The 24,280-nt window shown below is 62.4% G+C and carries 22 protein-coding genes; 10 read left to right on the forward strand and 12 right to left on the reverse strand.

The genetic code is table 11. The features are described from left to right. Nucleotides 1-32: 32 nt before the first annotated feature. Complete coding sequence (locus tag NN662_RS21020) at nucleotides 33-905, reverse strand: shikimate dehydrogenase (RefSeq protein ID WP_261932388.1); 873 nt, start codon at nucleotides 903-905, stop codon at nucleotides 33-35. A 155-nt stretch (nucleotides 906-1,060) separates the two neighbouring features. Beyond that, nucleotides 1,061-1,759: a GntR family transcriptional regulator gene (locus tag NN662_RS21025; protein ID WP_261932389.1), complete on the reverse strand. Its 699-nt coding sequence runs from the start codon at nucleotides 1,757-1,759 to the stop codon at nucleotides 1,061-1,063. A 140-nt stretch (nucleotides 1,760-1,899) separates the two neighbouring features. Here NN662_RS21025 and galE point away from each other — a divergent pair, with 140 nt between their 5' ends. Next, the gene (gene galE / locus NN662_RS21030; protein ID WP_261932390.1) at nucleotides 1,900-2,913 is read left to right on the forward strand and encodes a UDP-glucose 4-epimerase GalE; all 1,014 of its coding nucleotides are present in this window, start codon (nucleotides 1,900-1,902) and stop codon (nucleotides 2,911-2,913) included. 4 nt (nucleotides 2,914-2,917) lie between these two features. Here the strand turns inward: galE and NN662_RS21035 are convergent, their stop codons facing one another. After that, nucleotides 2,918-4,093 carry a M24 family metallopeptidase gene (locus NN662_RS21035; RefSeq protein ID WP_261932391.1) on the reverse strand — a complete coding sequence of 392 codons (1,176 nt, stop codon included), beginning with the start codon at nucleotides 4,091-4,093 and terminating at the stop codon, nucleotides 2,918-2,920. Nucleotides 4,094-4,322: 229 nt separating this feature from the next. Between NN662_RS21035 and NN662_RS21040 the strand changes: the two genes are divergently transcribed. The 5 genes from NN662_RS21040 to NN662_RS21060 all read left to right on the forward strand — a co-directional run bounded on the left by NN662_RS21040 (nucleotide 4,323) and on the right by NN662_RS21060 (nucleotide 9,344). Beyond that, nucleotides 4,323-5,066, forward strand: a complete 744-nt coding sequence (locus NN662_RS21040; protein ID WP_261932392.1) for an urea carboxylase-associated family protein — start codon at nucleotides 4,323-4,325, stop codon at nucleotides 5,064-5,066. Further along, on the forward strand, nucleotides 5,063-5,875 hold the full coding sequence (locus NN662_RS21045; protein ID WP_261932393.1) for an amino acid ABC transporter ATP-binding protein: 813 nt from the start codon (nucleotides 5,063-5,065) through the stop codon (nucleotides 5,873-5,875). The genes NN662_RS21040 and NN662_RS21045 overlap by 4 nt, the downstream gene beginning before the upstream one ends. Next, on the forward strand, nucleotides 5,872-6,528 hold the full coding sequence (locus NN662_RS21050) for an amino acid ABC transporter permease (RefSeq protein WP_261932394.1): 657 nt from the start codon (nucleotides 5,872-5,874) through the stop codon (nucleotides 6,526-6,528). Before NN662_RS21045 ends, NN662_RS21050 begins: the two co-directional genes overlap by 4 nt. A gap of 137 nt (nucleotides 6,529-6,665) precedes the next feature. Further along, complete coding sequence (locus NN662_RS21055) at nucleotides 6,666-7,451, forward strand: transporter substrate-binding domain-containing protein (protein ID WP_261932395.1); 786 nt, start codon at nucleotides 6,666-6,668, stop codon at nucleotides 7,449-7,451. A gap of 279 nt (nucleotides 7,452-7,730) precedes the next feature. Continuing rightward, nucleotides 7,731-9,344: a BCCT family transporter gene (locus NN662_RS21060; RefSeq protein ID WP_261932396.1), complete on the forward strand. Its 1,614-nt coding sequence runs from the start codon at nucleotides 7,731-7,733 to the stop codon at nucleotides 9,342-9,344. A gap of 120 nt (nucleotides 9,345-9,464) precedes the next feature. Here the strand turns inward: NN662_RS21060 and NN662_RS21065 are convergent, their stop codons facing one another. The 9 genes from NN662_RS21065 to NN662_RS21105 form a co-directional block, all read right to left on the reverse strand. After that, the gene (locus NN662_RS21065) at nucleotides 9,465-9,887 is read right to left on the reverse strand and encodes a hypothetical protein (RefSeq protein WP_261932397.1); all 423 of its coding nucleotides are present in this window, start codon (nucleotides 9,885-9,887) and stop codon (nucleotides 9,465-9,467) included. Nucleotides 9,888-10,030: 143 nt separating this feature from the next. Next, on the reverse strand, nucleotides 10,031-10,786 hold the full coding sequence (locus tag NN662_RS21070) for an amino acid ABC transporter ATP-binding protein (protein WP_261932398.1): 756 nt from the start codon (nucleotides 10,784-10,786) through the stop codon (nucleotides 10,031-10,033). After that, a complete protein-coding gene (locus tag NN662_RS21075; protein ID WP_261932399.1) occupies nucleotides 10,783-11,463 on the reverse strand; it encodes an amino acid ABC transporter permease in 681 nt (226 codons plus the stop codon). Before NN662_RS21075 ends, NN662_RS21070 begins: the two co-directional genes overlap by 4 nt. 100 nt (nucleotides 11,464-11,563) lie before the next feature. Then, nucleotides 11,564-12,337 (reverse strand): amino acid ABC transporter substrate-binding protein, encoded by a 774-nt coding sequence (locus NN662_RS21080; RefSeq protein WP_261932400.1) that lies wholly within the window; start codon nucleotides 12,335-12,337, stop codon nucleotides 11,564-11,566. 150 nt (nucleotides 12,338-12,487) lie between these two features. Continuing rightward, the gene (locus NN662_RS21085) at nucleotides 12,488-12,799 is read right to left on the reverse strand and encodes a DUF4031 domain-containing protein (protein WP_261932401.1); all 312 of its coding nucleotides are present in this window, start codon (nucleotides 12,797-12,799) and stop codon (nucleotides 12,488-12,490) included. An 80-nt stretch (nucleotides 12,800-12,879) separates the two neighbouring features. Further along, nucleotides 12,880-13,980, reverse strand: a complete 1,101-nt coding sequence (locus NN662_RS21090) for an alpha/beta hydrolase (protein ID WP_261932402.1) — start codon at nucleotides 13,978-13,980, stop codon at nucleotides 12,880-12,882. A 107-nt stretch (nucleotides 13,981-14,087) separates the two neighbouring features. Next, on the reverse strand, nucleotides 14,088-17,132 hold the full coding sequence (locus tag NN662_RS21095) for an efflux RND transporter permease subunit (RefSeq protein WP_261932403.1): 3,045 nt from the start codon (nucleotides 17,130-17,132) through the stop codon (nucleotides 14,088-14,090). Next, nucleotides 17,129-18,229, reverse strand: coding sequence for an efflux RND transporter periplasmic adaptor subunit (locus tag NN662_RS21100; RefSeq protein WP_261932404.1), 1,101 nt, complete (start codon nucleotides 18,227-18,229; stop codon nucleotides 17,129-17,131). The genes NN662_RS21095 and NN662_RS21100 overlap by 4 nt, the downstream gene beginning before the upstream one ends. Nucleotides 18,230-18,233: 4 nt before the next feature. Continuing rightward, on the reverse strand, nucleotides 18,234-19,367 hold the full coding sequence (locus NN662_RS21105) for an efflux RND transporter periplasmic adaptor subunit (RefSeq protein ID WP_261932405.1): 1,134 nt from the start codon (nucleotides 19,365-19,367) through the stop codon (nucleotides 18,234-18,236). Nucleotides 19,368-19,592: 225 nt separating this feature from the next. Between NN662_RS21105 and NN662_RS21110 the strand changes: the two genes are divergently transcribed. From NN662_RS21110 to NN662_RS21125, 4 genes are all read left to right on the forward strand, one after another. Then, the gene (locus tag NN662_RS21110; protein WP_261932406.1) at nucleotides 19,593-20,156 is read left to right on the forward strand and encodes a TetR/AcrR family transcriptional regulator; all 564 of its coding nucleotides are present in this window, start codon (nucleotides 19,593-19,595) and stop codon (nucleotides 20,154-20,156) included. A 103-nt stretch (nucleotides 20,157-20,259) separates the two neighbouring features. Continuing rightward, nucleotides 20,260-21,849 carry a putative bifunctional diguanylate cyclase/phosphodiesterase gene (locus NN662_RS21115; protein WP_261932407.1) on the forward strand — a complete coding sequence of 530 codons (1,590 nt, stop codon included), beginning with the start codon at nucleotides 20,260-20,262 and terminating at the stop codon, nucleotides 21,847-21,849. A 129-nt stretch (nucleotides 21,850-21,978) separates the two neighbouring features. After that, nucleotides 21,979-22,887 carry a LysR family transcriptional regulator gene (locus NN662_RS21120; protein ID WP_261932475.1) on the forward strand — a complete coding sequence of 303 codons (909 nt, stop codon included), beginning with the start codon at nucleotides 21,979-21,981 and terminating at the stop codon, nucleotides 22,885-22,887. Between the two features lie 130 nt (nucleotides 22,888-23,017). Then, on the forward strand, nucleotides 23,018-24,175 hold the full coding sequence (locus NN662_RS21125) for an ABC transporter substrate-binding protein (protein ID WP_261932408.1): 1,158 nt from the start codon (nucleotides 23,018-23,020) through the stop codon (nucleotides 24,173-24,175). Nucleotides 24,176-24,280: the final 105 nt, after the last annotated feature.

Genomic DNA, 24,280 nt, shown 5'->3' on the forward strand with positions numbered 1-24,280 from the left:
GCTTGCCGGTTGCGGGCCTTTCTGGCGGCCGGTCAGCCGGCGAGGTTTGCGAAAGTCTGCCGCATGCGCTGCGGATCGGCCTTGACGCCGGAGAACAGTTCGAAGGCGCGGATTGCCTGGAAGACCGCCATGTCGGAACCGCCGACGGCCTTGCAGCCCTTGGCGCGGGCAGCGAGGACCAGCTCGGTTTCCAGCGGGAAATAGATGACGTCGGACACCCACATCGAGGCCGTCAGCCTGTCCAGCGGGAAGGGACTGCCCGGCAGCTTTGCCATGCCGACCGGCGTCGCGTTGACGACGCCGTCGACCGCGCCGGCATCGGCGATATTGGTGATAACCGAAATGGAACCGTCGCCATGGCGCGCGGCAATGGCCGAGGCAAGGCTTTCGGCGCGCGCAGCCGACGTATCGCAGATGACGAGATGGCCGACGCCGCGCTGCATCATCGCAAAGGCTGTCGCCACGCCGGCACCACCGGCACCGATCTGCAGCACCCGATCCTTGGCGCTGCCGGCAAAGTTCTGCGTGAAGCTTTCCCCGAAACCCCAGAGATCGGTGTTGTGGCCGAAGCGCTTGCCGTCGCGAAAGACGACCGTGTTGACCGCGCCGATCGCCTGAGCGTTGTCAGACAGCGCGTCGAGATGGTCGATCACCTCGATCTTGTAGGGATAGGTGATGTTCAGCCCGGCAAAGCCGGAAAGCTCGGCGGCGCGCACAAGATCCGCGAGCGGCGGCGGCGTAGTACCCATCCGGTCCGTGTCGAACAGTCGGTAGACATAGCGGAGCCCATGGGCGGCGCCTTCGGCCTCGTGCATGGCCGGCGTGCGCGACAACTGAATGCCGCTGCCGATGAGACCGGCGAGAACCGTCTTCGGTGTGCCGAGCGCCTGATATCCGTCTGTCATGAGCAATGTCCGTCAGAATGCAGGACCGTCCGGGCTCTCCCGCACCGCGGATCGTATCGCAGAGCCGGCAGGCAACGCAGCCAGCGGAGCGACAGCGGCAAATTCTCATGAAGCAATCTTCATTTCAACCTATATTTTCGATTTTATAGGATGAATTAGGTATCTCGCTTTGATTTCTGCGCTTTCGCGCGGGTACCGCCATATTTGAGGCTGTGCTCGATCCCGCCCTGCAAATGCTTGCGCAGAACGGCGACCGCGGTCTTCGCATCATGCGCCAGCGCGGCGTCGAGAAGCTGCTTGTGCTCGCCGACCGCCACCTCGCCGCGATAGGTCAGCGTCAGCATCTGGTAGCGCAGATACTTGTCGAAGACCTCGCCGTGAATATCGATCAGGAGCGCGGAACCGCAGCCGGCAATCAGCGCCCGGTGAAAGCCCCAGTCGGCGATCTTCCAGCCCTCGCGCGCGGTTTCGTCGCCGTTCATCATCCGCTTTTCCATCACGTTGAGCTTGTGATAGGCGGCCACCACGCCGGCTTCCCAGTTCAGGTCACCCTGGGCAAAGGACTGTTCAAGCGCGTGCGATTCCAGAAGAATGCGCAGGTCGGCCACTTCCTTGAGGTCCTGATCGGAAACCGGCGCCACCTCGAAGCCCTTCTGCCCTTCGGCGACGACGAAGCCGTCGGAGGTCAGCCGGTTGAGGATCTCGCGCAGCGTCGTCACGCTCACCTCGTAGCGCTTGCGCAGGATTTCCAGCCGCAGACGCTCGCTCGGCTGCAACCTGCCGAAAATGATGTCGTTGCGAATGGCGCGGTAGGCGCTCTCGCCGACCGTATCGCCGATGGCCGCTGTCGTCATTGCTGCTGCAGTTCTCCCGTCATGTTTTGTGCCACCATAGGAGATTCAACGAAACGTGGGAAATTATTTCCATTTTGGCTATAGGGTGGCCGCGAACGAAAGGATCGGGCGATCGGTCGAAGTGGATGGGAAGGGATGACATGACGGTACTGGTGACGGGCGGCGGCGGCTATATCGGCAGCCACATGGTGTGGGCCCTGGTCGATGCCGGCGAGGATGTGGCGGTGATCGACCGGCTGTCGACCGGCTTCCGCTGGGCGATCGCCCCGCAGGCGAAGTTCTACGAAGGCGACATCGCCAATATGGTGCTGCTCGAGCGCATCTTCGCCGAAAACAGCATCGATGCGATCATCCATTTCGCCGGGTCCATCGTCGTGCCGGAATCGGTCGCCGACCCGCTCGGCTATTACGAGAACAATACGGTCAAGTCGCGTGCGCTGATCGCCGCCGCCGTCAAGGCCGGCGTTCCGCATTTCGTCTTTTCCTCGACCGCCGCCGTCTACGGCACGCCGGCGTCGAACGATCCGGTCGTCGAAGAGGCAAGCCTCAATCCGGAATCGCCCTATGGTAGCTCGAAGCTGATGACCGAGATCATGCTGCGCGACACGGCCGCAGCGCACGACTTCACCTACACGGCGCTGCGCTATTTCAACGTTGCCGGCGCCGACCCGCGCGGACGCACCGGCCAGTCGACGGTCGGCGCGACGCATCTGATCAAGGTCGCCAGCGAAGCCGCACTCGGCAAGCGTGACGGCATGACGGTTTTCGGCACGGACTATCCGACGCCGGACGGCACCTGCGTTCGCGACTACATCCACGTCTCCGACCTTGCCAACGCCCACCTGAAGGCGCTGCAGCGCATGCGCGCCGGCGGCGGTTCGCTGACGGCCAATTGCGGCTACGGCCAGGGCTTTTCAGTGCTGCAGGTGCTGGAAACGGTGAAGACGGTGGTCGGCCGCGATTTCCCGATCATCTTGGCAGACCGCCGTCCGGGCGACGCCGTCAGCATCGTCGCCAACCCGTCGCGCGCCCGGGAACTGCTCGGCTGGACGCCCGAACACGACGACCTGTCCTTCATCGTCAAGACGGCGATCGACTGGGAACGCCATCTGACGCGGACGATCAACGATCCCGACCGCAAGCCATTGGGCTGACGCGTCAGAAGATCGCCGGCGATTTGGTCAGCAGCTCGTTGCCGTCCCGGCCGATGATGATGATGTCTTCATAGAAGGCGGCGCCGACGCCGTCGAGCGACAGGAACGCCTCCACGCCGAAGACCATGTCCTGCTCGACGACGTCTTCGGGCAGCGACATGCTTGTCGAGATGCGCGGCAGCTCGAAGCCCAGCCCGATGCCGTGGCCATAGAAGGGGAAATTCTTCATGATCGGCGAGATCGATCCGCCGAAGGCCGCCGTCATGCGGTCGCCTTCCGCCGCGACGTCCAGAAGCTTGACGCCGGGCCGCAGCATGTCCGTCAGGCGATGGACGATATCGCCGGCCGCTTCCCTCAGCCGAAGCTGCTCGCTGTTGGCCTTGCCGCGCACGCCCGTGCGTCCGGGATCGAGATAGTATCCCTGAAACAGCGCGCCGTGCAGCGTGCCCGTGACCATGTCGCCGATGGCCGGCGTGTCTTCGCTGTAGCCGGTCAGCGGAAAGCGCTGGTCGAAGCCGAGCGTTTCGCCGTGGTTGGTCCCGATCATCTGGATCCGTCCGCCGCGGCGCACGACTTCGCGCGCCGCTTCGCCGGCCGCTTCACGCTCCGACATGCCGCCGACCAGGTTTTCCATCAGGACGTTCATGCCCACAGTCGCCGTCTCGCCGGCGACGCGGTAACAGTCGAGCTCGCGGACGCTCTTGATGCGGCGCACGGAGCGGACGAGATCGTCAACGGCGACCCATTCGATGCCCGGCGCGACGGCTTCCAGCTGCCGGTAATATTTGATCGGAATGAAATTGGTGCCGACGATCGCAACCGGACCGCTCACGCCGCGCTCGACCAGCGACCGCGCGACACTCTCGAACGGGTGATTGCTGCAGCGGACATCATCGATGGAGACGAGATCGCGGCGCACTTCCGGTTCGTCGATATGGAGCTGGGGAGGGCGCCCCTCCTGCAGGATTACGCCGGCAAAGGATCTTGCCGTCCAGATCAGCGAATCCATTCCGCCGCTGATGGCATAATGATTGGAGAGGTAGAGAATGTCGCCGCAATTGTCGGTCGTTCCGCCGCCGCGCCCGAAGACGACCGCGCAGGCAAAACCACGGCGTTTCATCTCCGCGTGGACGCGGTCCCAGCGCTCGACATACTCATCCTGAGGGAAGTAGCGCCCCATGACCTCACTCCATGCGGTTGGACGTAAAATGGTGATGCTGGCGCATCGCGGACGGCCGGAACCGGCCGCCTGACCATTTCGGTACACCAACTGTATTCACATTTCAAACCCTCTCCGTATCGGGTGCCGAAAGCAGACGGCAGAATTTTGTGGCAATCCCGATTGCGCACAAAATTTCACCAACGAATGACGCTTCCTTGTGCAGTCAGCTTAATTATTCGGCTGTAAATTGTTGAAATACCACATTGAATTCCAGTGGTATACCGAATATGGTTTCGATATTCCGGATTGCCAGAACGTGCATCCGGCCAAACGACAGCCCACACAGCAAAGAAATCGGATGGAAATGAGCCTCGACGCAGAGATCGTACCTGCCAGCCACGGACGCGCCTTCCGGATGAAGGCGGGCGAGTGCGTGCTGATCACCAACACGCATGGCAATCAGGTCGTCGATGCCTGGGCGCTCTCCGCAAGCGATCCCTTCGAGACCTCGTCGCTCGACCACACCCGTTCCATCAACAGCAACATCTTCTTTGTGAGCGGCATGAGCCTTGCCAGCAACCGTCGCCGCCCGATGCTGACCATGGTCGCCGACAGCGCCGGTGTGCGTCATGACACACTTCTGTGCCCCTGCAGCAGTGAACTCTACGCCCAGCTCGGATGCGAGGAGCATCACCGCAGTTGCACAGACAATTTCCATGAGGCTCTGTCCGAGATCGGCATGGATGTGCCCTTCACCCCGGCCTCCCTGAACCTGTTCATGAATGTGCCTGTCGCAGAAGGTGGAACCGTGGATCGGGTCCCGCCGTCCACGTCACCAGGCGACCATGTTGTGTTGCGAGCGGAGATGGATCTCATCCTGGTGCTCTCCGCATGTCCGCAGGACATCACCCCGATCAATGGCGCAGCACGCATGCCGAAAGACGTTTCCGTCCGGATTGTCGACAGCTTTCCCGCCGGTGACGCGTCATGACCAAGCCACTTCTGTCACTGCGCGATATCCGCAAGAGCTTCGGCAGCAACGAGGTGCTGAAAGGCGTGTCGCTCGATGTTCATGCAGGCGAAGTCGTCTCCATCATCGGCGCCAGCGGCTCGGGCAAGAGCACGTTTCTCAGGTCCATCAACGCGCTCGAGATGCCGCAATCCGGTTTCATGGACTTCGAGGACCTGTCCTTCGATTTCCGGCCGCAATCGCGCTTCTTCCCGACGCAGTCCCAGCTTCAGCTCCTGCGCAGCCGCGTCGGCATGGTCTTCCAGAGCTACAATCTCTGGCCGCACATGACCGTTCTGGAAAACGTCACCCATGCGCCCCGCAAGCTCCTGAAACTGTCGCGCACGGAGGCGGAACGGGAAGCGGAAGCCTTGCTCTCCCGGATCGGGCTTTACGAAAAGCGGCACAGCTATCCGTCGCGCCTTTCGGGCGGCCAGCAGCAGCGCGTCGCGATCGTCCGGGCACTGGCCATGAAACCGCGCCTGATGCTGTTCGATGAAGTGACATCGGCGCTCGATCCGGAACTCGTTCACGAAGTTCTGGTGCTCATGGCATCGCTGGCGGCCGAGGGCATGACCATGCTGCTGGTCACCCACGAGATCGCCTTTGCGCGCGACGTTTCCTCGCGTGTCCTGTTCTTCGACAAGGGCATCATTGCCGAAGAGGGGGCGCCGGACATCCTCCGCCAGCCGGAAAGCGATCGGCTCAAACAGTTCCTCCACCGCATCCTTCACGACGATGTCGGCCATGCGCTTTCCAACACTCAGGACCGGGGGATGCAGCCACAATGAACGGCATGATCGACGAATTCCGGATTTACGGACCCGGCTTCCTTGAAGCGGCATGGACCGTGTTCGCGCTCACCATCCTGACCATCATCGTCAGTTGGATCTGCGGCCTGGTGGCCGCACTCGGCCAGCGCTCGAAATGGAAATCCGCCCGCATGGCGGCGGCATTCTACATCTGGTTCATCCGTGGCACGCCGACGCTGATCCAGGTCTTCATCATCTATTTCGGCCTGCCGCAGATCGGCATCCGGCTCTCGCCGTTTACGGCCGGTGTCATCGCACTGGGGGTCAACAGCGGCGCCTATGTCGCCGAGATCGTGCGCGGCGGCTTGAGTGCCATCCCGCACGGACAGACGGAATCGGCTCTGGCGCTCGGCTTCAGCCCCGGCGAAACCATGCGCACGATCATCCTGCCGCAGGTCTTCCGCATCATTCTGCCATCGGTGACGAACGAAGCGATCTCGACGCTGAAGAACACCTCGCTGCTGTCGACGATCACCGTCGTCGAACTCACCCTCTACGCCCAGACGCTGATTGCCGCGACCTTCAGGCCCTTCGAGTTCTACATTGCCGTGGCGATCATCTACCTGGTGCTGACAACCGTGCTGACGCTGCTCGCCTCGTGGCTGGAGCGTCGTTACGCCAATCTGAGCTGAGGTGGACGGATGCGCGCGGTCCGGCTCGAATTCGGAACCTCACATTCCTGCATGCCTCCCGACGCACAAGCGTCGGGTTGTGAAATACCGGTGTGACGCCGTGGAACTGCCTCATCACAACAACAGGGAACAAGCACATGAAACTCAAGTCTCTCATTCTCACCGCCGCGCTTGCCGCCATGTCGTTCGGCGCGCTTGCACGGGCCGCCGACCTGGAACTGCTCGAACCCGGCAAGCTGATGGTCGCGACGGAGGGCACCTATGCACCGTTCAGCATGCGCGCACCGGACGGCACGCTCGACGGCCTTGAAATCCGCGTCATGAAGGAAGTCGCCAAGCGCCTCGATCTCGAATACACGCCCGTCCTCATCAAGTGGGATTCGCTGCTGGTCGGCCTTCAGGCGGACCAGTACGACGTCATCAGCGCCGCCATGGACATCACCGAGGCCCGCCAGAAGCAGGTGACCTTCTCGAATGGCTGGCTGGAGTCCGGCGGCCGCGTCGTCGTGGCCAAGGATTCGGACATCACCCAGTCCAGCGAGATCAAGGGCAAGACCGTCGGCGCGCTGGTCGCTTCGAGCTGGACCAAGATCGCCGAAGAGAAAGGCGCGACGGTCAAGGGCTACAAGGCTGAATCGGATGCGATGCAGGATCTCGTCAACGGCAATGTCGACGCCGTGATCACGGACGCGATCGCCGCCGCCTATGCGATCAAGACCGCCAACATGCCGCTGAAGATGACCGACGACTATGTCAGCCACGTCCAGAAGGGCTTCGCCTTCAAGAAGGGCAAGCCGCATCTCGTCGAAGCCGTCAACAAGGCGCTTGCCGACATGGTTGCGGACGGAACCTACGCCAAGCTGACAACGGACCTCGTCGGCTTCGATCCGGCCCCCAAGGATCCGATCAAGACCATCGAGTAATCAGTTTTTGGCCGGGCGTGTTTCCATGCCCGGCCATGTGATCCATGCCGCAATCGGCGGCAGCGTCTCCAGTCCCTAACGACCGACCCTTCGTCGTCACGGCATTTGCGCCGAAGCGCCATCTTTCCTTCATCCACCTTCTGCCAAAGTCTCTTTGGCAACCAAAAACCTTGCCGGCGCGACATTCTGCCCCATGTTGTCCAGGGGACTTGAGGACGGCAAGGGGGAACTCCGGCTTCTGCCGGGGGGATCCAGGGAACACGATTGAAGGAGAGATTCATGACGGATACGGGAATTCCCGCACCCGAAGGCCCGAGCGCAATCATCGATACTGATTACGAAATCGGCCAGGACAACATCACCACAAACATAGGTCCATTCGGGCTCGACATTCACAATCCGGTCTTCATGATTTCCGGGTTGATGATCGTGGCATTCGTCCTTCTGACGCTGGCTTTCCAGGAGGAAGCCGGAGCCATCTTTCTCGCCATGCGTGACTGGCTGACAGCCACCTTCGACTGGTTCTTCCTGACATCCGCCAACATCTTCGTCGTCCTCTGCCTGTTCCTGATCGTCTCGCCCTATGGCCGGGTGCGCATCGGCGGCAAGGAGGCGACGCCCGACTATTCCTATTCCGGCTGGTTCGCCATGCTGTTTGCCGCCGGCATGGGCATCGGCCTGATGTTCTACGGCGTCTCCGAACCGATCTCGCATTTTTCCTCGTCCTTTGCCGATGACGCGGGAACACCCGAAAGCTGGGCTCCGCTCGGCGGTGCCCCCGGCGATGCCGTCACCGCCCGTCATCTCGGCATGGCGGCGACGATCTTCCACTGGGGACTGCATCCCTGGGCGATCTATGCGGTCGTCGCGCTGGCGCTGGCGATCTTCGCCTATAACAAGGGCCTGCCGCTGACGATGCGCTCGGTCTTCTATCCGGTCTTCGGCGAGCGCGTCTGGGGCTGGCCCGGTCACGTGATCGACATTCTCGCCGTGCTTGCGACGCTGTTCGGTCTCGCGACATCTCTCGGCTTCGGCGCCGAACAGGCGAATGCCGGCCTCAACCACATCTTCGGCATCCCGGTGAGCGAAGTCTCCAAGGTCGTGCTGATCGTCGCGATCACCGGCGTGGCACTGACCTCGGTCGTCGCCGGGCTCGATGCCGGCGTCAAGCGGCTTTCCGAGATCAACATGGTGCTGGCCGCCCTGCTGCTGGCATTCGTGCTCATCGTCGGGCCGACGATGGCGATCGTCTCGGGCTTCTTCACCAACCTCTATGAGTATGCCCGCTACCTGCCGGAACTCGCCAATCCCTTCGGCCGGGCGGACGACAATTTCCGCGACGGCTGGACGGCGTTCTACTGGGCCTGGTGGATTTCCTGGTCGCCCTTCGTCGGCATGTTCATCGCCCGCGTGTCGCGCGGCCGCACCGTGCGCGAATTCATCGTCTGCGTGCTGCTCATCCCGTCGCTGGTCTCGGTCTTCTGGATGACCGCCTTCGGCGGCACGGCAATCAGCCAGATCGTCAATGACGGTTATCAGGCAGTTGTCGACGCGCCGCTGGAACTGAAGCTGTTCTCCATGCTGGAGGCGCTGCCGCTGCAGCAGATTACCTCCTTCATCGCCATCGTGCTGGTGATCGTCTTCTTCGTCACCTCCTCGGACTCCGGCTCGCTGGTCATCGACACGATCACCGCGGGCGGCAAGGTCGATGCCCCGACGCCGCAGCGGGTGTTCTGGGCAAGCTTCGAAGGCATCGTCGCGATCGCGCTGCTGCTTGGCGGCGGACTTGGCGCATTGCAGGCGATGGCGGTGTCGACGGGCTTTCCGTTCACGATCGTGCTTCTGCTGGCCTGCTACGCGATCCTCAAGGGACTGGCCAGCGAACCCCGCTGACCTGATCCCGAGGGCGGCGGGCGAGATCTGCCGCCCTTGATCTTTCAAAAGAGACAAGCGCGCGTGAAAAAGGCGCCTCCCGCTTTGGGAGGCGCCTTTCTTCCGACTGGAATACCCGGATTACTGGTTCATCGGCACGTTGACGACGGTGTCGCCGGCGCCCATGGCAGGCGTGTCGACATCGGTCGAGCCCGGGCCGAAGTCATAGGTCGTGTTGCCGTTGGTTTCATAGTGCAGCATGACCGAAACCTTGGTTGCCGGATCGAGGGGCTCGGAGGATTCGATCGTCACATCCGTGCTCTGACCCTTCGGAACGGCGATGTGGCCGAGCGATGCCGGCGGCTTGCCAGCGGCGTCGTTGTGGATCACCAGATAGCCGGCCTCAGGGGTCCAGACGCTGACGCCGGTGATCTTGTTGCCTTCGATCTTGGCGGTGCCGAGATCGACTTCCGGCAGGTTGCCCTGATGGCCATCGGAGGACTGGGCGAAGGCGACGCCGCCGAGAGCGAGCGTGGCGACGGTGGCGAGAATAGCGGTTTTCATGGGGGAGTCTCCTCAGTTTTGCGCCCGGCGATGCGTTGTCGCCGGATGTTATGGTCAGCGGTCATTGCCGCTGCGAGGTAAACACCCACCGACGCCCGATGTTCCGAAGAAATTTATCATCAGGCCCCCGACACAATGTCCTCTCAGAGCGTTTGCGCCGCATTGATCGAGGAAACGAAGCGTCGCGTGCGCTCATGTTCGGGCGTACGGAAAATCTGTTCCGCGCTGCCTGTCTCGACGATCTTGCCGGCTTCCAGGAAGACGACGAAATTGGCGATCTGCGAGGCGAGCCGCAGGTCGTGGGTGGCCATGACCATGGTCGTTCCCTCGTTGGCGAGCGTGCCCAGGACATCGACCACTTCGGCCGCCAGTTCCGGATCGAGCGCCGAGGTCGGCTCGTCGCAGAGCAGCACCTTGGGCGAGGGCGCCAGCGCCCGGGCGATCGCCACGCGCTGCTGCTGGCCGCCCGACAGGTTGGCCGGCCAGGCGTCGATCTTGTGCTCCATGCCGACCTTGGTCAGGAGCTCGACCGCGCGTTCGCGCGCCTTTTCCTTCGGCCATTTCTGCACCACGAGCAGGCCTTCCATGACGTTTTCCAGGACACTCCTGTGCGGAAAGAGCTGGAAATTCTGGAACACCATGCCGGTCTGGCAGCGGATCTTCTGGATCGAACGCCACGGCACCTTGCGGTCCGGCACGAATTCGACGCTTTCGCGGCCGATCGTCACCGTGCCCCGCGTCGGCTGCTCGAGCAGATTGATGGTTCTGAGCAGCGTGCTCTTGCCGCCGCCCGACGGACCGACCAGCGCGGTGACGCTGCCTTCGGGGAAGGAGAGAGAGATATCGCGCAGGATGACGGCCTCGCCGAAGCGCTTTTCGATGTCCTTGAGCTCAATCATCGGCTGGCCTCCAGCATGCCGCCATAGCGCGCGAACCGCACTTCCAGCCGCGCCTGCAGCGTGGAGAGAACGGAGCTCATGGCGAGATAGATGAGTGCTGCCTCGATATAGAGGATCAGCGGTTCATAGGTGGTCGCGACGATCCGCTGCGCCGCCTGGAACAGTTCCGGCACGGTGATGGCGGCGGCAAGCGAGGTGTCCTTGACCAGCGAAATGAAGGTGTTGGAGAGCGGCGGGATCGCCACCCGTCCGGCCTGTGGGAGAATCGTGCGCATCATCGCCTGGCGCCAGCTCATGCCGGTGGAATAGGCCGCTTCCCACTGGCCCTTCGGCACCGAGGAAATGGTCGCACGGATGATTTCCGAGGAGTAAGCGCCGATGTTCAGCGTGAAGCCGATGACGGCGGCCGGGAAGGCATCAAGCAGCACGCCGATGCTCGGAAGGCCGTAAAAGATCACGAAAAGCTGCACCAGAAGCGGCGTGCCCCGGAAGACCCAGACGTAGAAGCGGGCCAGAAGCGCCAGCGGCGTCGGGCCGAACAGCCGGGCGACCGCCGTCAGCAGGCCGAGTGCCAGCCCGAGCACGAAGGAGATGAGCGTCAGGGGGATGGTGAAGGTCAGGCCGGCCCAAAGCAGGGTCGGCAGCGCATCGGCCATCAGTTGCAGCCAGTGGGACACGATAAACTCCGTAAATGAGAGCGCCCGACGCGGACGTCAGGCGCTCCATGTTCCATTTGTCGTCAGCCATTCGAACGGCAATCCCGCCGTTCGCGGCCTGTTATTTCGAGACGTCTTCGCCGAAATATTTTTCCGAGATCGTCTGATATGTACCGTCCGCCTTGATGTCGGCCAGAGCCTTGTCGATCGCGGCGACCAGATCTTCATCGCCCTTGCGGATCAGCACGCCGGAATGATCGGCATTGGCCTCTTCGGCGACGACCTTCACCGGTGCGTTCGGCTGGTGCTTCTTGAAGTCGAGATAGGACAGGCTGTCGTTGATCGTCGCGTCGGCGCGGCCGGTGATGACCAGTTGGATCGACTGGTCGAAGCCGTCGGTGCCGACGAGGCTGGCGCCGTTCTGTTCGGCAAGCTTGCCGAAGTTCGACGTCAGCGACTGGGCAGACTTCTTGCCCTTCAGGTCCGCAAAGCCCTTGATGTCCTCGTTCTTGGCGCTGACGATCAGCACGGCCTTCGAGGCGATATAGGGTTCGGAGAAGGCATACTTTTCCTTGCGCGCCTCGGTGATGCCGACTTCGTTGATGACGACGTCGTAGCGCTTGGCGTCGAGGCCGGCGATCAGGCCGTCCCACTTGCCTTCGACGAACTCCGGCTTGACGCCGAGCTGCTTGGCGATCGCTTCGCCGATTTCCACGTCGAAGCCGACGAGCTTGCCGCTGTCGTCATGATAGGTGAAGGGCGCATAGGTGCCTTCGGTGCCGATCTTCAACACGCCGTCGGCCTTGATCTGGTCGAGGTTGTCGCCGGCAAGCGCCGGAGTGAATGCGAGGGCCTGCAGCGCGGCGGCTGCGGCGAAAAGGTGGAGCCGGTTCATTGTTATTCCTTCCTGAGTGCTCACGATGGGCGTCTTATCGCAGATATCGGCCGCCCTTTGATGGGAGAAACCTGCCGCCAAAAGTGGCAAATGAGAAAATTTTGCTCATTTTCCGCCAAAGGCGTGAAGAGGTTGCCGGTGGCTTCGATATCAGCCGTGGTGGGACGGAAGTGTCATCCTGGCGAGATGATAGCGACGCGCGGGAGCCGCGCTTTTCTTCGCCGCGATGAGCCGACCGAGTTCGCGCCGGGTGATTTCGACCGCACCGGCCGACACCGCAAGGGCGCGCATCGCGAGGCTGATGTCGAAGTGCTCGCGGTAGCTTCCGGGATATTGCAGCCATTTGCGCGCCATGCCGATGCGGTCGGCCATATCGAGCAGTTCCGCCGTCGTATCGGCCGCCATGTGGCACATGACCATGCCGCGGAACGGCGCTGCCATGTCATCGACATAAACCGCCAATCGAATGTCCTTTCCTTCCGTCTGGCGATCAATCTAGGCGGCCGCCGATAGAAGTCCAGACGGTCGGGTGCGTGGCCGCTTCAGCGCGGTCCTTGCGAAAAGGCGCTGCTTGCCAGGCGGAACGGCGCCGAAATCGTGTTGCCGATCGTGCTGAAGACGAATACGCCGGCCCTCTGGACCTCATTCGGGCGCCCATCCGCCTTCAGCTTCGGGTAGAGTGCGGCCAATGCCGTGAAGCGATCGTGGTTGGTGCCGTCGGCGGACGATAGCTCGGATATGTCGACGATCGCCACATTCGCCTCCCGCGCCTCCTCCTGGATCGAGGGATCACGAATATCCAGCGCCCCGGCGCGCGTGTCGCCGGCGAGCAGGCTCGACAATTTCAGGGCGCGGTCATCGGGCGACACCAGGACGACAAGCGGGTTCTTCATCCGTCCGACGACCTCAAGCTGGGCGCGGAAAAGGTCGAGATCGATATCGGGTGCAGCGAGCACGACCTGCAGGCGGTTCATCTCGCGGCCCTTGCCGGTCAGCCGCATCTGCCTGAGTGCCTCCATCGTCAGCCAACCGCCCATGCTGTGGCCCAGCACCAGCGTATCCTTGCCGCCGCTGCGGCCAAGGTCGGTGAGAAGTTCGGTCAGCTGGTCGCGCGAATAGGCTGCGGCGTCCTTGTCGCCGATATAACCCGATATTTCGGCCAGCGAGGGCCAGGCGAACAGCACCGCCATGCCGTCGACATCGGCGTCGGCGCTCATCTGCGCCATGCGGAAGAGCGATTCCTGAAAACTGTAGTTGAAGCCGTGCACGAACACGCCGATCTGCTTGCCGCTCTGCTTCTGCCGGGCCACGGCCTGCAGGAACTGGGTGTGGTCGACCCGTTCGGCGGCAATGACGGTGAAGCTCTTGTCCGGACCGGCGGTGGGGCCGGGATATTCAATCTCGCCGGGCGTATGCGACTGCGGGATGGAGATGGTGTAGCGCAAATAGCGTGTCTTTTCGGCCTTGCCGGACCCGTAGCCTACCCCGTCTTCCGACGGCGAGCGGGTGGTGACGGCATAGATCGTCACCTCGCGCCACGGCTTGACCGAGACTTTGGCGGGAACCAGAACCGCGTCGGACGGCCGGGTGCCGCACCCGGCCAGCATGGCGCCGAGAAGCACCAACATGATGACGATACGCATGCGTCCCCACTGATCATGGATTGAGATTGTTTAGCGATCGGCGCGGAAAATAGGGGCCGAGGAGCTGCCGGCAAGCGCCGGCAGCTCGATTTCCATCACGAAAGCGCTTATTCTTCCTCGCGCGGAATGCGGAACCAGGTGACATAGAGCGCCGGCAGGAACAGGAGCGTCAGCAACGTCCCGACCACGATGCCGCCCATCATGGCGTAGGCCATCGGCCCCCAGAACACCTCGCGGGCGATCGGGATCAGGCCGAGCGTCGCGGCGGCGGCCGTCAGCATGATCGGCCGCATTCTCTGCTCGGTCGCGTCTATCACGGCCTTGTACGGCGAGACCCCCTCCTTGCGCAGCTGCTCGATCTGCACGATCAGGATGACCGAGTTGCGGATCAGGATGCCGATCAGCGCCAGCACGCCGAGGATTGCGACGAACCCGAGCGGCGCGCGGCTCAAGACGAGGGCCGCCACCACCCCGATCAGGGCCAGAGGCGCGACCGAGAAGACCAGGAACAGGCGGTGGAAGCTCTGCAGCTGGATCATCAGGAGGGTGGCCATGGCAAACAGCATCAGCGGAACGACCTGGATGATCGGCGCCTGGGACTGTGCACTCTGCTCGACGGCACCGCCGACCTTCACCGAATAGCCGACCGGCAGATCCTTGGCGAAGGCCGCGACCTTGTCCTTCAGCTCGTCAACGATCGTCGCAGGCTGCTTGTCTCCGATGATACCGCCCTTCAGCGTGATCGTCGGAATTCTGTTGCGCCTTGCAATACTCGGCTGCTCCAGTTCGTAATCGAAGGTGGCGACAGACGACAGCGGCACGGATTCCCCCGAACTGCTGGTAATCTGCAGGCTCAAAAGACCATCGATCGATGACCGGTCGGTGTCGACCGCACGGCCCACCACGTCGATCAGATAGATGCTGTCGCGAACCTGCGTGACCGTCGTTCCCTGGACGACACCGTTCAGAACGTTGGCGATGTCCTGGGAGGAGACGCCAAGCTCGCGCGCCTTGTCCTGCAGGACGTTGACCTTGACCACGCGGGCAGGTTCGTTCCAGTCGAGCACGATGCTCGTCAGCTCGGGATTGCTGCCCATGACGGTGGCGAATTTCAGCGCCTCGTCGCGAACCTTCGTGGCATCCGGGCCGCTGACGCGATACTGCACCGGCTTGCCCACAGGCGGCCCGATGTCGAGCAGTTTCACATAGGCGTCGGAACCGGGAAAGGTCTTCTTCAGATAGGCCTGCAGTTCCGGACGCAACCGATTGCGCGCCTCCAGACTTTTCGTCAGGATGACGGTCTGACCGAAGGCCGGCGACGGATCCTGAACGTCGTAGGACAGGATGAAGCGCGGTGCGCCTTCGCCGATGTAGCTCGAGAAATGGTCGATATCCGGATTGTTCTTGAGCTTCTCGTCTTCGAACTGCTGCATTTCACGGCCGGTTTCGGCGATCGTGCTGTTTTGCGGCAGATTCCAGTCGACGATCAGCTCCAGACGGTCGGAACTCGGGAAGAACTGCTGCTGGACGAGCGAGAAGCCGGCGATAGAAGCGCCGAACACGGCGATGGTGGCGATGACGGTCAGCCAGCGGAAACGCAGGCAGACGCGCAGAATGCTGCCGAAGGCGGAAGCGACGCGGCCCTTGTGCTCATGATGCTTCTTCATGCTCTTCGGCAGGATCGTCACACCGAGCAACGGCGTGAAGACCACCGCCACCACCCAGGACACGGTCAGCGACACGGCCAGGACGACGAACAGAGTGAAGGTGAATTCGCCGGCGCTGCTGTTGTTGAAGGCGATCGGCAGGAAGCCGGCCACCGTCACAAGCGTTCCCGTCAGCATCGGGAATGCCGTCGAGGTGTAGACGTGGGTCGCCGCCTTGCGCAGCGTATCGCCGACTTCGAGCCGCGCCACCATCATCTCGACCGCGATCATGGCGTCATCGACCAGCAGGCCGAGGGCGATGATCAGCGCGCCGAGCGAAATGCGCTGCAGCGAAATGTCCGAATACTGCATGACGAGGAAGGTGATCGCCAGAACGAGCGGGATGGAAACCGCGACGACGAGGCCGGCCCGGACCCCGAGGCTGATGAAGCTGATGGCCAGAACGATCACAACCGCCTCGAACAGCGCGCGGGTGAAGCCGGATACGGCCTCCTCGACGACGGCCGGCTGATCGGAGACGTGCGAGACGGTGACGCCGACCGGCAGCTCCTGCTGGATGCGTTCGATCTTCTCGTCGAGCGCCTTGCCGAAATCGAGCAGATTGGCGCCCGGCTTCATGCCGATCGCCAGACCGATCGCCGGCTTGCCGTTGTAGCGGAAAAGCGAGCTTGGCGGATCGACATAGCCACGACGGATATTGGCGACGTCCGTCAACGGAAAGAAGCGGTCATTGACCCTGAGATTGACGGCACGCAGGCTGTCCTCGGAGGAGAAGCTGCCGCCGACGCGGAGCGCGATGGTTTCGGCTCCCGATTGCATGATGCCGGACTGCGTGACCGCATTCTGTGCCTGCAGGGTCGAGATCACGGAGGACACGTTGAGGCCGAGCGCGGCAAGCTTCTTCGGCGAGAATTCGAGATAGATGACCTCGTCCTGCGCGCCGATGATGCTGACCTTGCCGACATTCGGGACGGTCAGGATTTCGGTGCGGGCATCCTCGACCTTGTCGCGCAGCTCGCGCTTCGTCAGCCCATCCGAGGTGAAGGCGAAGATATTGCCGTAGACGTCACCGAACTTGTCATTGAAGAAGGGCCCCACGACGCCGGACGGAAAGTTGCCCTTGATATCGTTGACCATGTTGCGAACGGTCAGCCATGTCTGATCGACATCCTTGCCCCTCGTGGTGTCGAGCAGGTTGACGAAGACCGTGGTCGAGCCGGCCTTGGTGACGCTGCGGGTATAATCGAGGGAGGGCAATTCCTGCAGCTTCTTCTCGATGCGGTCGGTGACCTGCTGGGTCATTTCCTCCGCCGACGCGCCCGGCCATTGAGCCTGCACGACCATGGTCTTGATCGTAAAGGACGGGTCCTCCTCGCGGCCGAGCTGCACGTATGCGTTCAGGCCCGCGAGGGCAAAGGCGATCATGAAATACCAGACGATGGAGCGATGATCGAGCGCCCAATCCGAAAGATTGAATTTCTTCACGAGCGACGCTCCTGGCCGAGTTTGACGGTCTCGCCGTCCTTGAGTTGGTCAACGCCTGCGGCAACGATCTTGTCGCCGCGCGACACGCCTGACAGCACGCGCACATAGGTGGCATCCGCGGACGGCGGATCGATCTTCAGTTCGGTCAGCCGCACGGCGCTGTCCTTTTCGCCGATCAGCCAGACATAGTCTTTCCCGTCCTTGCTGAAGATGGAGGACTTCGGCAGGCGAATGACTTCCGCACCGTCTTCGGTGGAGAAGTGGACGGTGACGACCGAGCCGAGCCGGAACGCCTGAGGCGCACCGTCAATGGCGATCTTGACGCGATAGGTCCTAGTGGTCGGATCGGCTTCCGGCGCAATTTCGCGCAACGTCCCCTCCGCGGTGACTGTCTTGTCAAGCTGAAGTTCGACGGTGATTTCCGGTGTATTGCGGATCGGCCGCAACAGAGCCTCCGGCACATCCACCACCGCGTCGCGCTGGTCGAGCCGGGCAAGCGTCAGAACGGTCTGACCGAGCGCCACCGTCTGACCGACTTCGGCGGATGTCGAGGTTATCACGCCATCGAAATCGGCCTTGAGTTCGGCATAGCTCAACTGCTGGCGCGCCTTGTCGAGACTCGCCTGTGCCTGATCGCGGCTGGCCTGGGCCGACACGAGGCTCTGCTGTGCCAGATCGACGTCAACCTGGCTGACCGTGTTGGACGACACCAGCTTCTGCTTGCGTTCCGCGACGAGCCGAGCGTTTTCCAGGCTCGCCTCGGCGGAACGCAGGTTGGCCTCGGACATGCGTAATGCAAACTTCAACGCCAGCGGATCGAGCGTCATGAGGACATCGCCGGCCTTGACGACACTGCCGATATTGACGTTGCGGGAGATGACGCGGCCAAGCGTGCGGAATGCAAGATCAACCTGCACCCGCGGCTGCACGGTGCCGACGAAATCAAGTAGTCCGGCATGCTCGGCCTTCGCCTCCACCCAGAGGACGGGGCGAACGACAGGCGCAGCTTCCGCCTCTTCCGCCCTTATGCCGGCAGAGCCGAAGGACAAGGTTGCGAGAATGACGGAAAGCGCGATTGCGGCTTTGTGTCGACGCATGGGATCAGCCTTTCCAGTCGAGAACTTCATCGGGACGAATGAGCTTGGTACCGTCGGTGACGACGATATCGCCCGCATTCAGTCCGCTCTTCACCACGAAATCGTGAGCGCGATAGAGCGCCACGTCCACCGGATGCAGCGAGGCCATGCGGCTCTTCGGATCGACGACCCAGACGGCCGGCTTGCCTTCCATCCAGGACATCGCGTTCCACGGCAGGATCGCACCCTTTTCCTGCGGCGCCAGAAAGGCGCCCGTGACCGGCGTGCCAAGCGGCCACTGGACGCTTTCGGGCAGCGTCAGCTTGACCTGGATCGTTCCGGTCTTGGAATTGATGACGGGAGAGGTTTCGCGAATATCGGCTTCCACCTTCTGTCCGGGATCGCTGATCGAGCGTACCTCGACCGGCGTCGACGGTTCGCCCTTTAGGAAGAAGGCTTCGTAGATATCGAAGACCGCATCCCTTGGACCGTCATGCGCGATCGTGAGGGCGGCCTGCGCGGGCGAAACGACTGCGCCCACTTCCACCCGCCGGGAGGTGATGACGCCGTCCGCGTCTGCCTTGAGTTCGGTGTAGGACAGCGTATCACGCGCCGTCGCAAGCTGCGCGCGCGCCGATTCAAGGGCGGCCTGGGCGGAGGTCAGCTCCTGCTGCGCCTGGTCGAAGGACTGCTGGGCGATCGCCTGCGATTCCAGAAGGGCCTGATAGCGCCGATAGGCCAGCGTCTTCTGCGTCAGGTCGGCTTCGGCCGAGCGCAGGCTCGCTTCCGCAATCGCGACATCGGCCTTTTGCTCGGTGTTGTCGATCCGCATCAAAACGTCACCGGCCTTGACATGACTGCCGACATCGACGCTTCGATCGATGACCTTGCCACCCACGCGGAACGCCAGGTCCGTCTGGATCCGGGCCTGAACCTGACCGGTAATCGTCGCGATCGGCTGGTAGTCCGCAATCGACACCGTGGCGACGCGAACAGGCTGGGCGGAGGTTTCGGTCTGCGCATCCTGACGGTCGCATCCGGCAAGGGCAACGCCACCGATGATGGCGAGCAGCAAATGGGCACCCAGCCGCGGGCCGGACCAGGATGGACCGAAGCGGGAGAGAAGTCTCCGGCGGATCCGAGGGTGTGGCAGGATCATCGTGATGTCATCCCCGATCAAATCGTTAGCGGTGCCTTTTGCGTGGGCCCCGGGTACCTTAAGCCAATTGTTGCGACGTATTTTGCCGCTTGCTGAAAATTATGCCTGAATGGCCTTATTTTTGGTATATCAACACCCGTTGACTAAATTTGTCAACGGGTGTTGATTAGATTGCGGACATGGGCAGCGATTGGCAGCCCCGGTGAGAAGAGGGGAGATAGGGCCATGACGACCAGGCGCGACGAGGGCCACGCGGACGAGAGCACGCGCGAACGCATCCTCAGACATGCGATCAAGCGGTTTTCAACGCAGTCCTACAATACGACCGGCTTGCGGGAGATTGCAGCCGACGCCGGCGTCGACGTCGCCTGGGTGCATCGCAGCTTCGGATCCAAGGAGAAGCTCTTTGCGGAATGCGTTCGCGCATCGATCGCGGAAGAGAGCGCATTTCGCGATTTCGGCCCGCAGACGTTCCAACGTCTGCTCGAAAAGTTCGTCAGCACCTCCGATGAACCCGAGCCGCGATCGATCGATATTCTCATCCACTCCATGACCAGTCCGGAGGCATCCGGCATCATCCGCGAACTCGGGGACGAGCTTGTGCTGGCACCCCTCGCGAAAGCCGCCGGCCCGGGCAGGGAGGTGAAGGCCACCGTGCTGCTCTCCGCATTCTTCGGCATCGCGATCATGCGTGACATCATCGGCATGAAATCCTTGACCGATGCAGATCCGGAGGAGATCCGGACGCTGCTCGCAAAGTTCATAGAAGATGCGATGGGTGAGACCTGATCGCCCGAAAGGGCAGGTGAGGGCAACCAACATTCAGCACGCGCTAATATTCACTTAAAATTAAATCTCCTCAATTATAGGTAGTGCTGGAGGAGAGTGTTTGATGGCGGATTTTTTCAACAGTCGAGCCGGTCGGCAATTGCTGCTGCTGTCTGCAGTCGCATTCGCGTTCTGGATTCCGGCGGTGGCCTCCGAAGACAACGTCCTGCAGCTTCTGCGCGTCGGCATAGGGGCCCATGCCGACTCCATTCTGCTGACGCTTCTGGTGGCCGGTATCACCAGCGTTGCCTATTCGGCACTCCGCATCTACGATCTGCGCAAGGAAATGGTGCTGCGTCGCCAGGCGGAGGAGAAAGCCGACTGGACAGCGACCCACGACCAGCTGACGCGCCTGCCGAACCGCTACGCCTTCGAGCGCGTCGACGTGACGAAGTTCTGTGGTGTCGTCGACAGCAACGGGGTGGAGATCGCCGAGCCGAGCGTCACCGTCTATTCCGTGGACCTCGACGGCTTCAAGAAGGTCAACGACCTCGTCGGTCACTGGGGCGGCGACGCGCTGTTGAAGGAAGTCGCCCGCCGGCTCTGCCAGCTGGCCGGAATATCCAGCGTCTTCCGCTTCGGCGGCGACGAGTTCATCGTGCTCGCCAACAATCTGCCGCTTGCCAAGGCGGACGGATTCGCGCGGCTGATGATTCAGGGCGTGACCCGGCCGATCCTGATCGACGGCATCTGGACGGAAGTCGGAGCAAGCGTCGGCTACGCCCGCTGGCCGCATCAGGGCAGGACGCTGGAGGAAGTGTCACACAATGCCGACATGGCGCTTTACGAAGCCAAGTCGGCCGCCCGCAACAACGCGCTTCTGTTCTCGACCGACATGCATGAACGCGTAGCCAAGCGCGCCAGGCTGGAGGAAAAGCTGCGCCAGGCGATCCAGCAGCATCTTATCCAACCCTTCTATCAGCCGCTGATCAACCTCAAGACCGGCGAAGTATGCGGCTTCGAGGCACTGGCCCGCTGGATCGATGAGGATGGCGATTTCGTCTCGCCACAGGTCTTCATCGCGCTGGCAGAGGAAACCGGCCTGATCACCGAACTCTTCCACCAGTTGCTGGTCCAGGCCTGCGAGGACGCGCGCACATGGCCGGAGCACCTGTTCCTGTCCTTCAACGTCTCCCCGGTGCAGATGGAGGATCGCCTCCTGCCGGTGCGCATTCAGGAAATTCTCGACCGCAGCGGTCTCACGCCGCGACGCCTCGAGGTCGAGATCACCGAGAACGCGCTGGCCCGCGAACCGGCTATGGCTGCCAACATCATCGACAGGCTGCATGAAATGGGCATCCAGATTGCGCTGGACGATTTCGGCACCGGCTATTCGAACCTGTCGCAGCTCGCCCGCTATCGCTTCGACCGGATGAAGATCGACAAGAGCCTGGCGGCCAATGTGCACAGCGACGAGCGCCAGCAGAAGATCATCCAGGCCGTCCTCGGCCTGAGCCAGAGCCTGAACCTGGCAACCACGGTCGAAGGCGTCGAGGAACATTCGCAGCTTGCCTATTTCCTGCAGCAGGGATGCGACGTCGGCCAGGGCTACCTGTTCGGAAAGGCGATGCCAGCTGACGCCGTGCAGCCCTTCCTCGACAACCATGCCGCCATCAAGGGCACCGAGCCGAAGCTGCCCGGCCTCACGGCCTGATCATCCGACACCTGCCGTCCAGCGCTGCCAACGCCATGAATTGATGGCGGAATCGAATGCTGATAGCGTGCAGAAGCGGGTCCGGGCATAAGCGGGCCCGCCGCGTTTCGATAAAGCAGGGTGGCGTCTTTGGCCTTCACGCTCAGGCAACTCCAGTATTTCGTCGCCGTTGCCGAACAGGGGACGGTGTCCGGCGCGGCGCATGCGCTGTCGATCTCGCAATCCTCAATCACCGAGGCCGTCAAGGAGCTCGAGCGCGATCTCGGCGTCAGCCTGTTCGAACGCCATCCGCGCGGGCTCAACATCACCCATCCCGGCCACCAGTTTCTCCGCCACGCGACCAAGATCCTCGCCGACGTCGCCGAGGCCCGGCAGGTCGTCAACGAGAAGACCGACGAGACGGCGGGCACACTGCAGCTCGGCGTCACCTCGCTGGTCGCCGGCTATGTGCTCTCGGATCTGCTGGCGCGCTATCGCCGCGCCTTTCCGGGCGTCGACGTCGGCACCATCGAGGACGACGGCAACTATCTCGAACACCTGCTGGTCGGCGGCGAGCTCGATGTCGCCGTGATGCTGTTGAACAATCTGCGCGACCGGCAGGCGCTGCAGTCGGAAACGCTGGAAATGTCGCCCTTCAGCCTGTGGCTGCCGGCCGGGCACGAGCTGACGACGCGCGAGTCCATCGCCATGGAGGATATCGTCGGCCAGCCGCTGATCATGCTGACGGTGGATGAAATCGAGGAATCGACCCGCAAGCTGCTCGCCGCCTTCGGCGCTCGCCCGGAAGTTGCATTTCGCACCCGCTCGGTGGAAGCGGTGCGCAGCCTCGTCGCCACCGGCGCCGGCGTCGCCATCCTGCCGAACCTCATCTATCGGCCCTGGTCGCTGGAAGGCGACCGCATCGAGGCCCGCGACGTCTCCGCCTCGCTTCCGGCCGTCCATGTCGGCCTTGTCTGGCGGCGGGGGCTCAGCCTGTCGCAGCCGCTGAGGAACTTCATCGCCCTTGCCCAGGCGCAGCGAACGCCCCGCCTGAGATGATCCGCAAGGATAGGTATCGGAAATTCCGATACCGTCTTTCTGATAAAAGAAATTGCGAAACCGGAATTGGCCGATATCCTTTCCCGCAACAAGAACGGGAAAACCCGGAAAGCCAACGAAGGGGATCATCATGAAGACATTTCTGCGCATGACCACCGCCTTGACCTTTGCCTTCGGCTCGGTCGTTCCGTCGTTCGCGGCGGACATGAAGACCGAAATCGGCGCCGGCGAAGGCGAAGTCGATATCGTCGCTTGGGCCGGCTATATCGAACGCGGCGACAGCGACAAGGCCTATGACTGGGTCACCGGCTTCGAGAAGGAGACGGGCTGCAAGGTCAACGTCAAGACCGCCGCCACCTCCGACGAAATGGTCACCCTGATGAACCAGGGCGGCTTCGACCTCGTCACCGCTTCCGGCGACGCCTCGCTGCGGCTGATCGCCGGCGGCAAGGTTCAGCCGATCAACACCGACCTCATCAAGAGCTGGTCGACCGTCGACGAGCGGCTGCAGAACGCAGCCTGGCACACGGTCGACGGCAAGCACTACGGCACACCCTATCAGTGGGGCCCCAACGTGCTGATGTACAACACCAAGGCGTTCGGCGACAAAGCGCCGGAAAGCTGGGATGTCGTCTTCAAGGAAATGACGCTTCCGGACGGCAAGTCCAACAAGGGCCGAGTGCAGGCCTATGACGGACCGATCTACATCGCCGACGCTGCACTTTACCTGAAGACCGCCAATCCGGACCTCGGCATCACCGATCCCTACGCGCTCAATGAAGACCAGTACGCCGCGGCCATCGAGCTTCTGAAGGGCCAGCGTTCGCTCGTCGGCCGCTACTGGCACGATGCGACCGTCCAGACCGACGACTTCAAGAACGAAGGCGTGGTCGCTTCCGGTTCATGGCCCTATCAGGTCAACCTGCTGGAAGCCGACGGCCAGCCGATCTCCTCAACCATCCCGAAGGAAGGCGCCACCGGCTGGGCCGACACGACCATGATGCATGTCGACGCCGCCCATCCGAATTGCGCCTATATGTGGATGGAGCATTCGCTGTCGCCGAAGGTCCAGGGCGATGTCGCCGCCTGGTTCGGCTCCGTGCCGTCCGTACCGGCTGCCTGCAAGGGCAACGAACTCCTGGGCGATGGCGGCTGCGCCACCAATGGCTTCGACAACTTCGACAAGATCTCCTTCTGGAGAACGCCGGTATCGAAGTGCGAACAGGGAACCTGCGTCCCCTACGGCCGCTGGGTCAGCGACTACATCGCCGTGATGGGCGGGCAGTAAGGTTCTGCAGATAAAGTAAGGCCCTCTCTGCCCTGCCGGGCATCTCCCCCACAAGGGGGGAGAAACAGGAGGTTACAGCTTTCCCGACTCCGACACGTTCGAGGG

Source organism: Rhizobium sp. NRK18, assembly GCF_024385575.1.
Classification (GTDB): Bacteria; Pseudomonadota; Alphaproteobacteria; order Rhizobiales; family Rhizobiaceae; genus JANFMV01.

Bases quoted from the DNA above. Each gene is read 5' to 3' on its own strand.
- NN662_RS21115 (WP_261932407.1), top strand. From the start codon at position 20,260: ATGGCGGATTTTTTCAACAGTCGAGCCGGTCGGCAATTGCTGCTGCTG.
- NN662_RS21050 (WP_261932394.1), top strand. From the start codon at position 5,872: ATGAACGGCATGATCGACGAATTCCGGATTTACGGACCCGGCTTCCTT.
- NN662_RS21125 (WP_261932408.1), top strand. From the start codon at position 23,018: ATGAAGACATTTCTGCGCATGACCACCGCCTTGACCTTTGCCTTCGGC.
- NN662_RS21100 (WP_261932404.1), bottom strand. From the start codon at position 18,229: ATGCGTCGACACAAAGCCGCAATCGCGCTTTCCGTCATTCTCGCAACC.
- NN662_RS21070 (WP_261932398.1), bottom strand. From the start codon at position 10,786: ATGATTGAGCTCAAGGACATCGAAAAGCGCTTCGGCGAGGCCGTCATC.
- NN662_RS21035 (WP_261932391.1), bottom strand. From the start codon at position 4,093: ATGGGGCGCTACTTCCCTCAGGATGAGTATGTCGAGCGCTGGGACCGC.
- NN662_RS21060 (WP_261932396.1), top strand. From the start codon at position 7,731: ATGACGGATACGGGAATTCCCGCACCCGAAGGCCCGAGCGCAATCATC.
- galE (WP_261932390.1), top strand. From the start codon at position 1,900: ATGACGGTACTGGTGACGGGCGGCGGCGGCTATATCGGCAGCCACATG.
- NN662_RS21105 (WP_261932405.1), bottom strand. From the start codon at position 19,367: ATGATCCTGCCACACCCTCGGATCCGCCGGAGACTTCTCTCCCGCTTC.
- NN662_RS21110 (WP_261932406.1), top strand. From the start codon at position 19,593: ATGACGACCAGGCGCGACGAGGGCCACGCGGACGAGAGCACGCGCGAA.
- NN662_RS21065 (WP_261932397.1), bottom strand. From the start codon at position 9,887: ATGAAAACCGCTATTCTCGCCACCGTCGCCACGCTCGCTCTCGGCGGC.
- NN662_RS21025 (WP_261932389.1), bottom strand. From the start codon at position 1,759: ATGACGACAGCGGCCATCGGCGATACGGTCGGCGAGAGCGCCTACCGC.
- NN662_RS21045 (WP_261932393.1), top strand. From the start codon at position 5,063: ATGACCAAGCCACTTCTGTCACTGCGCGATATCCGCAAGAGCTTCGGC.
- NN662_RS21090 (WP_261932402.1), bottom strand. From the start codon at position 13,980: ATGCGTATCGTCATCATGTTGGTGCTTCTCGGCGCCATGCTGGCCGGG.
- NN662_RS21080 (WP_261932400.1), bottom strand. From the start codon at position 12,337: ATGAACCGGCTCCACCTTTTCGCCGCAGCCGCCGCGCTGCAGGCCCTC.
- NN662_RS21020 (WP_261932388.1), bottom strand. From the start codon at position 905: ATGACAGACGGATATCAGGCGCTCGGCACACCGAAGACGGTTCTCGCC.
- NN662_RS21055 (WP_261932395.1), top strand. From the start codon at position 6,666: ATGAAACTCAAGTCTCTCATTCTCACCGCCGCGCTTGCCGCCATGTCG.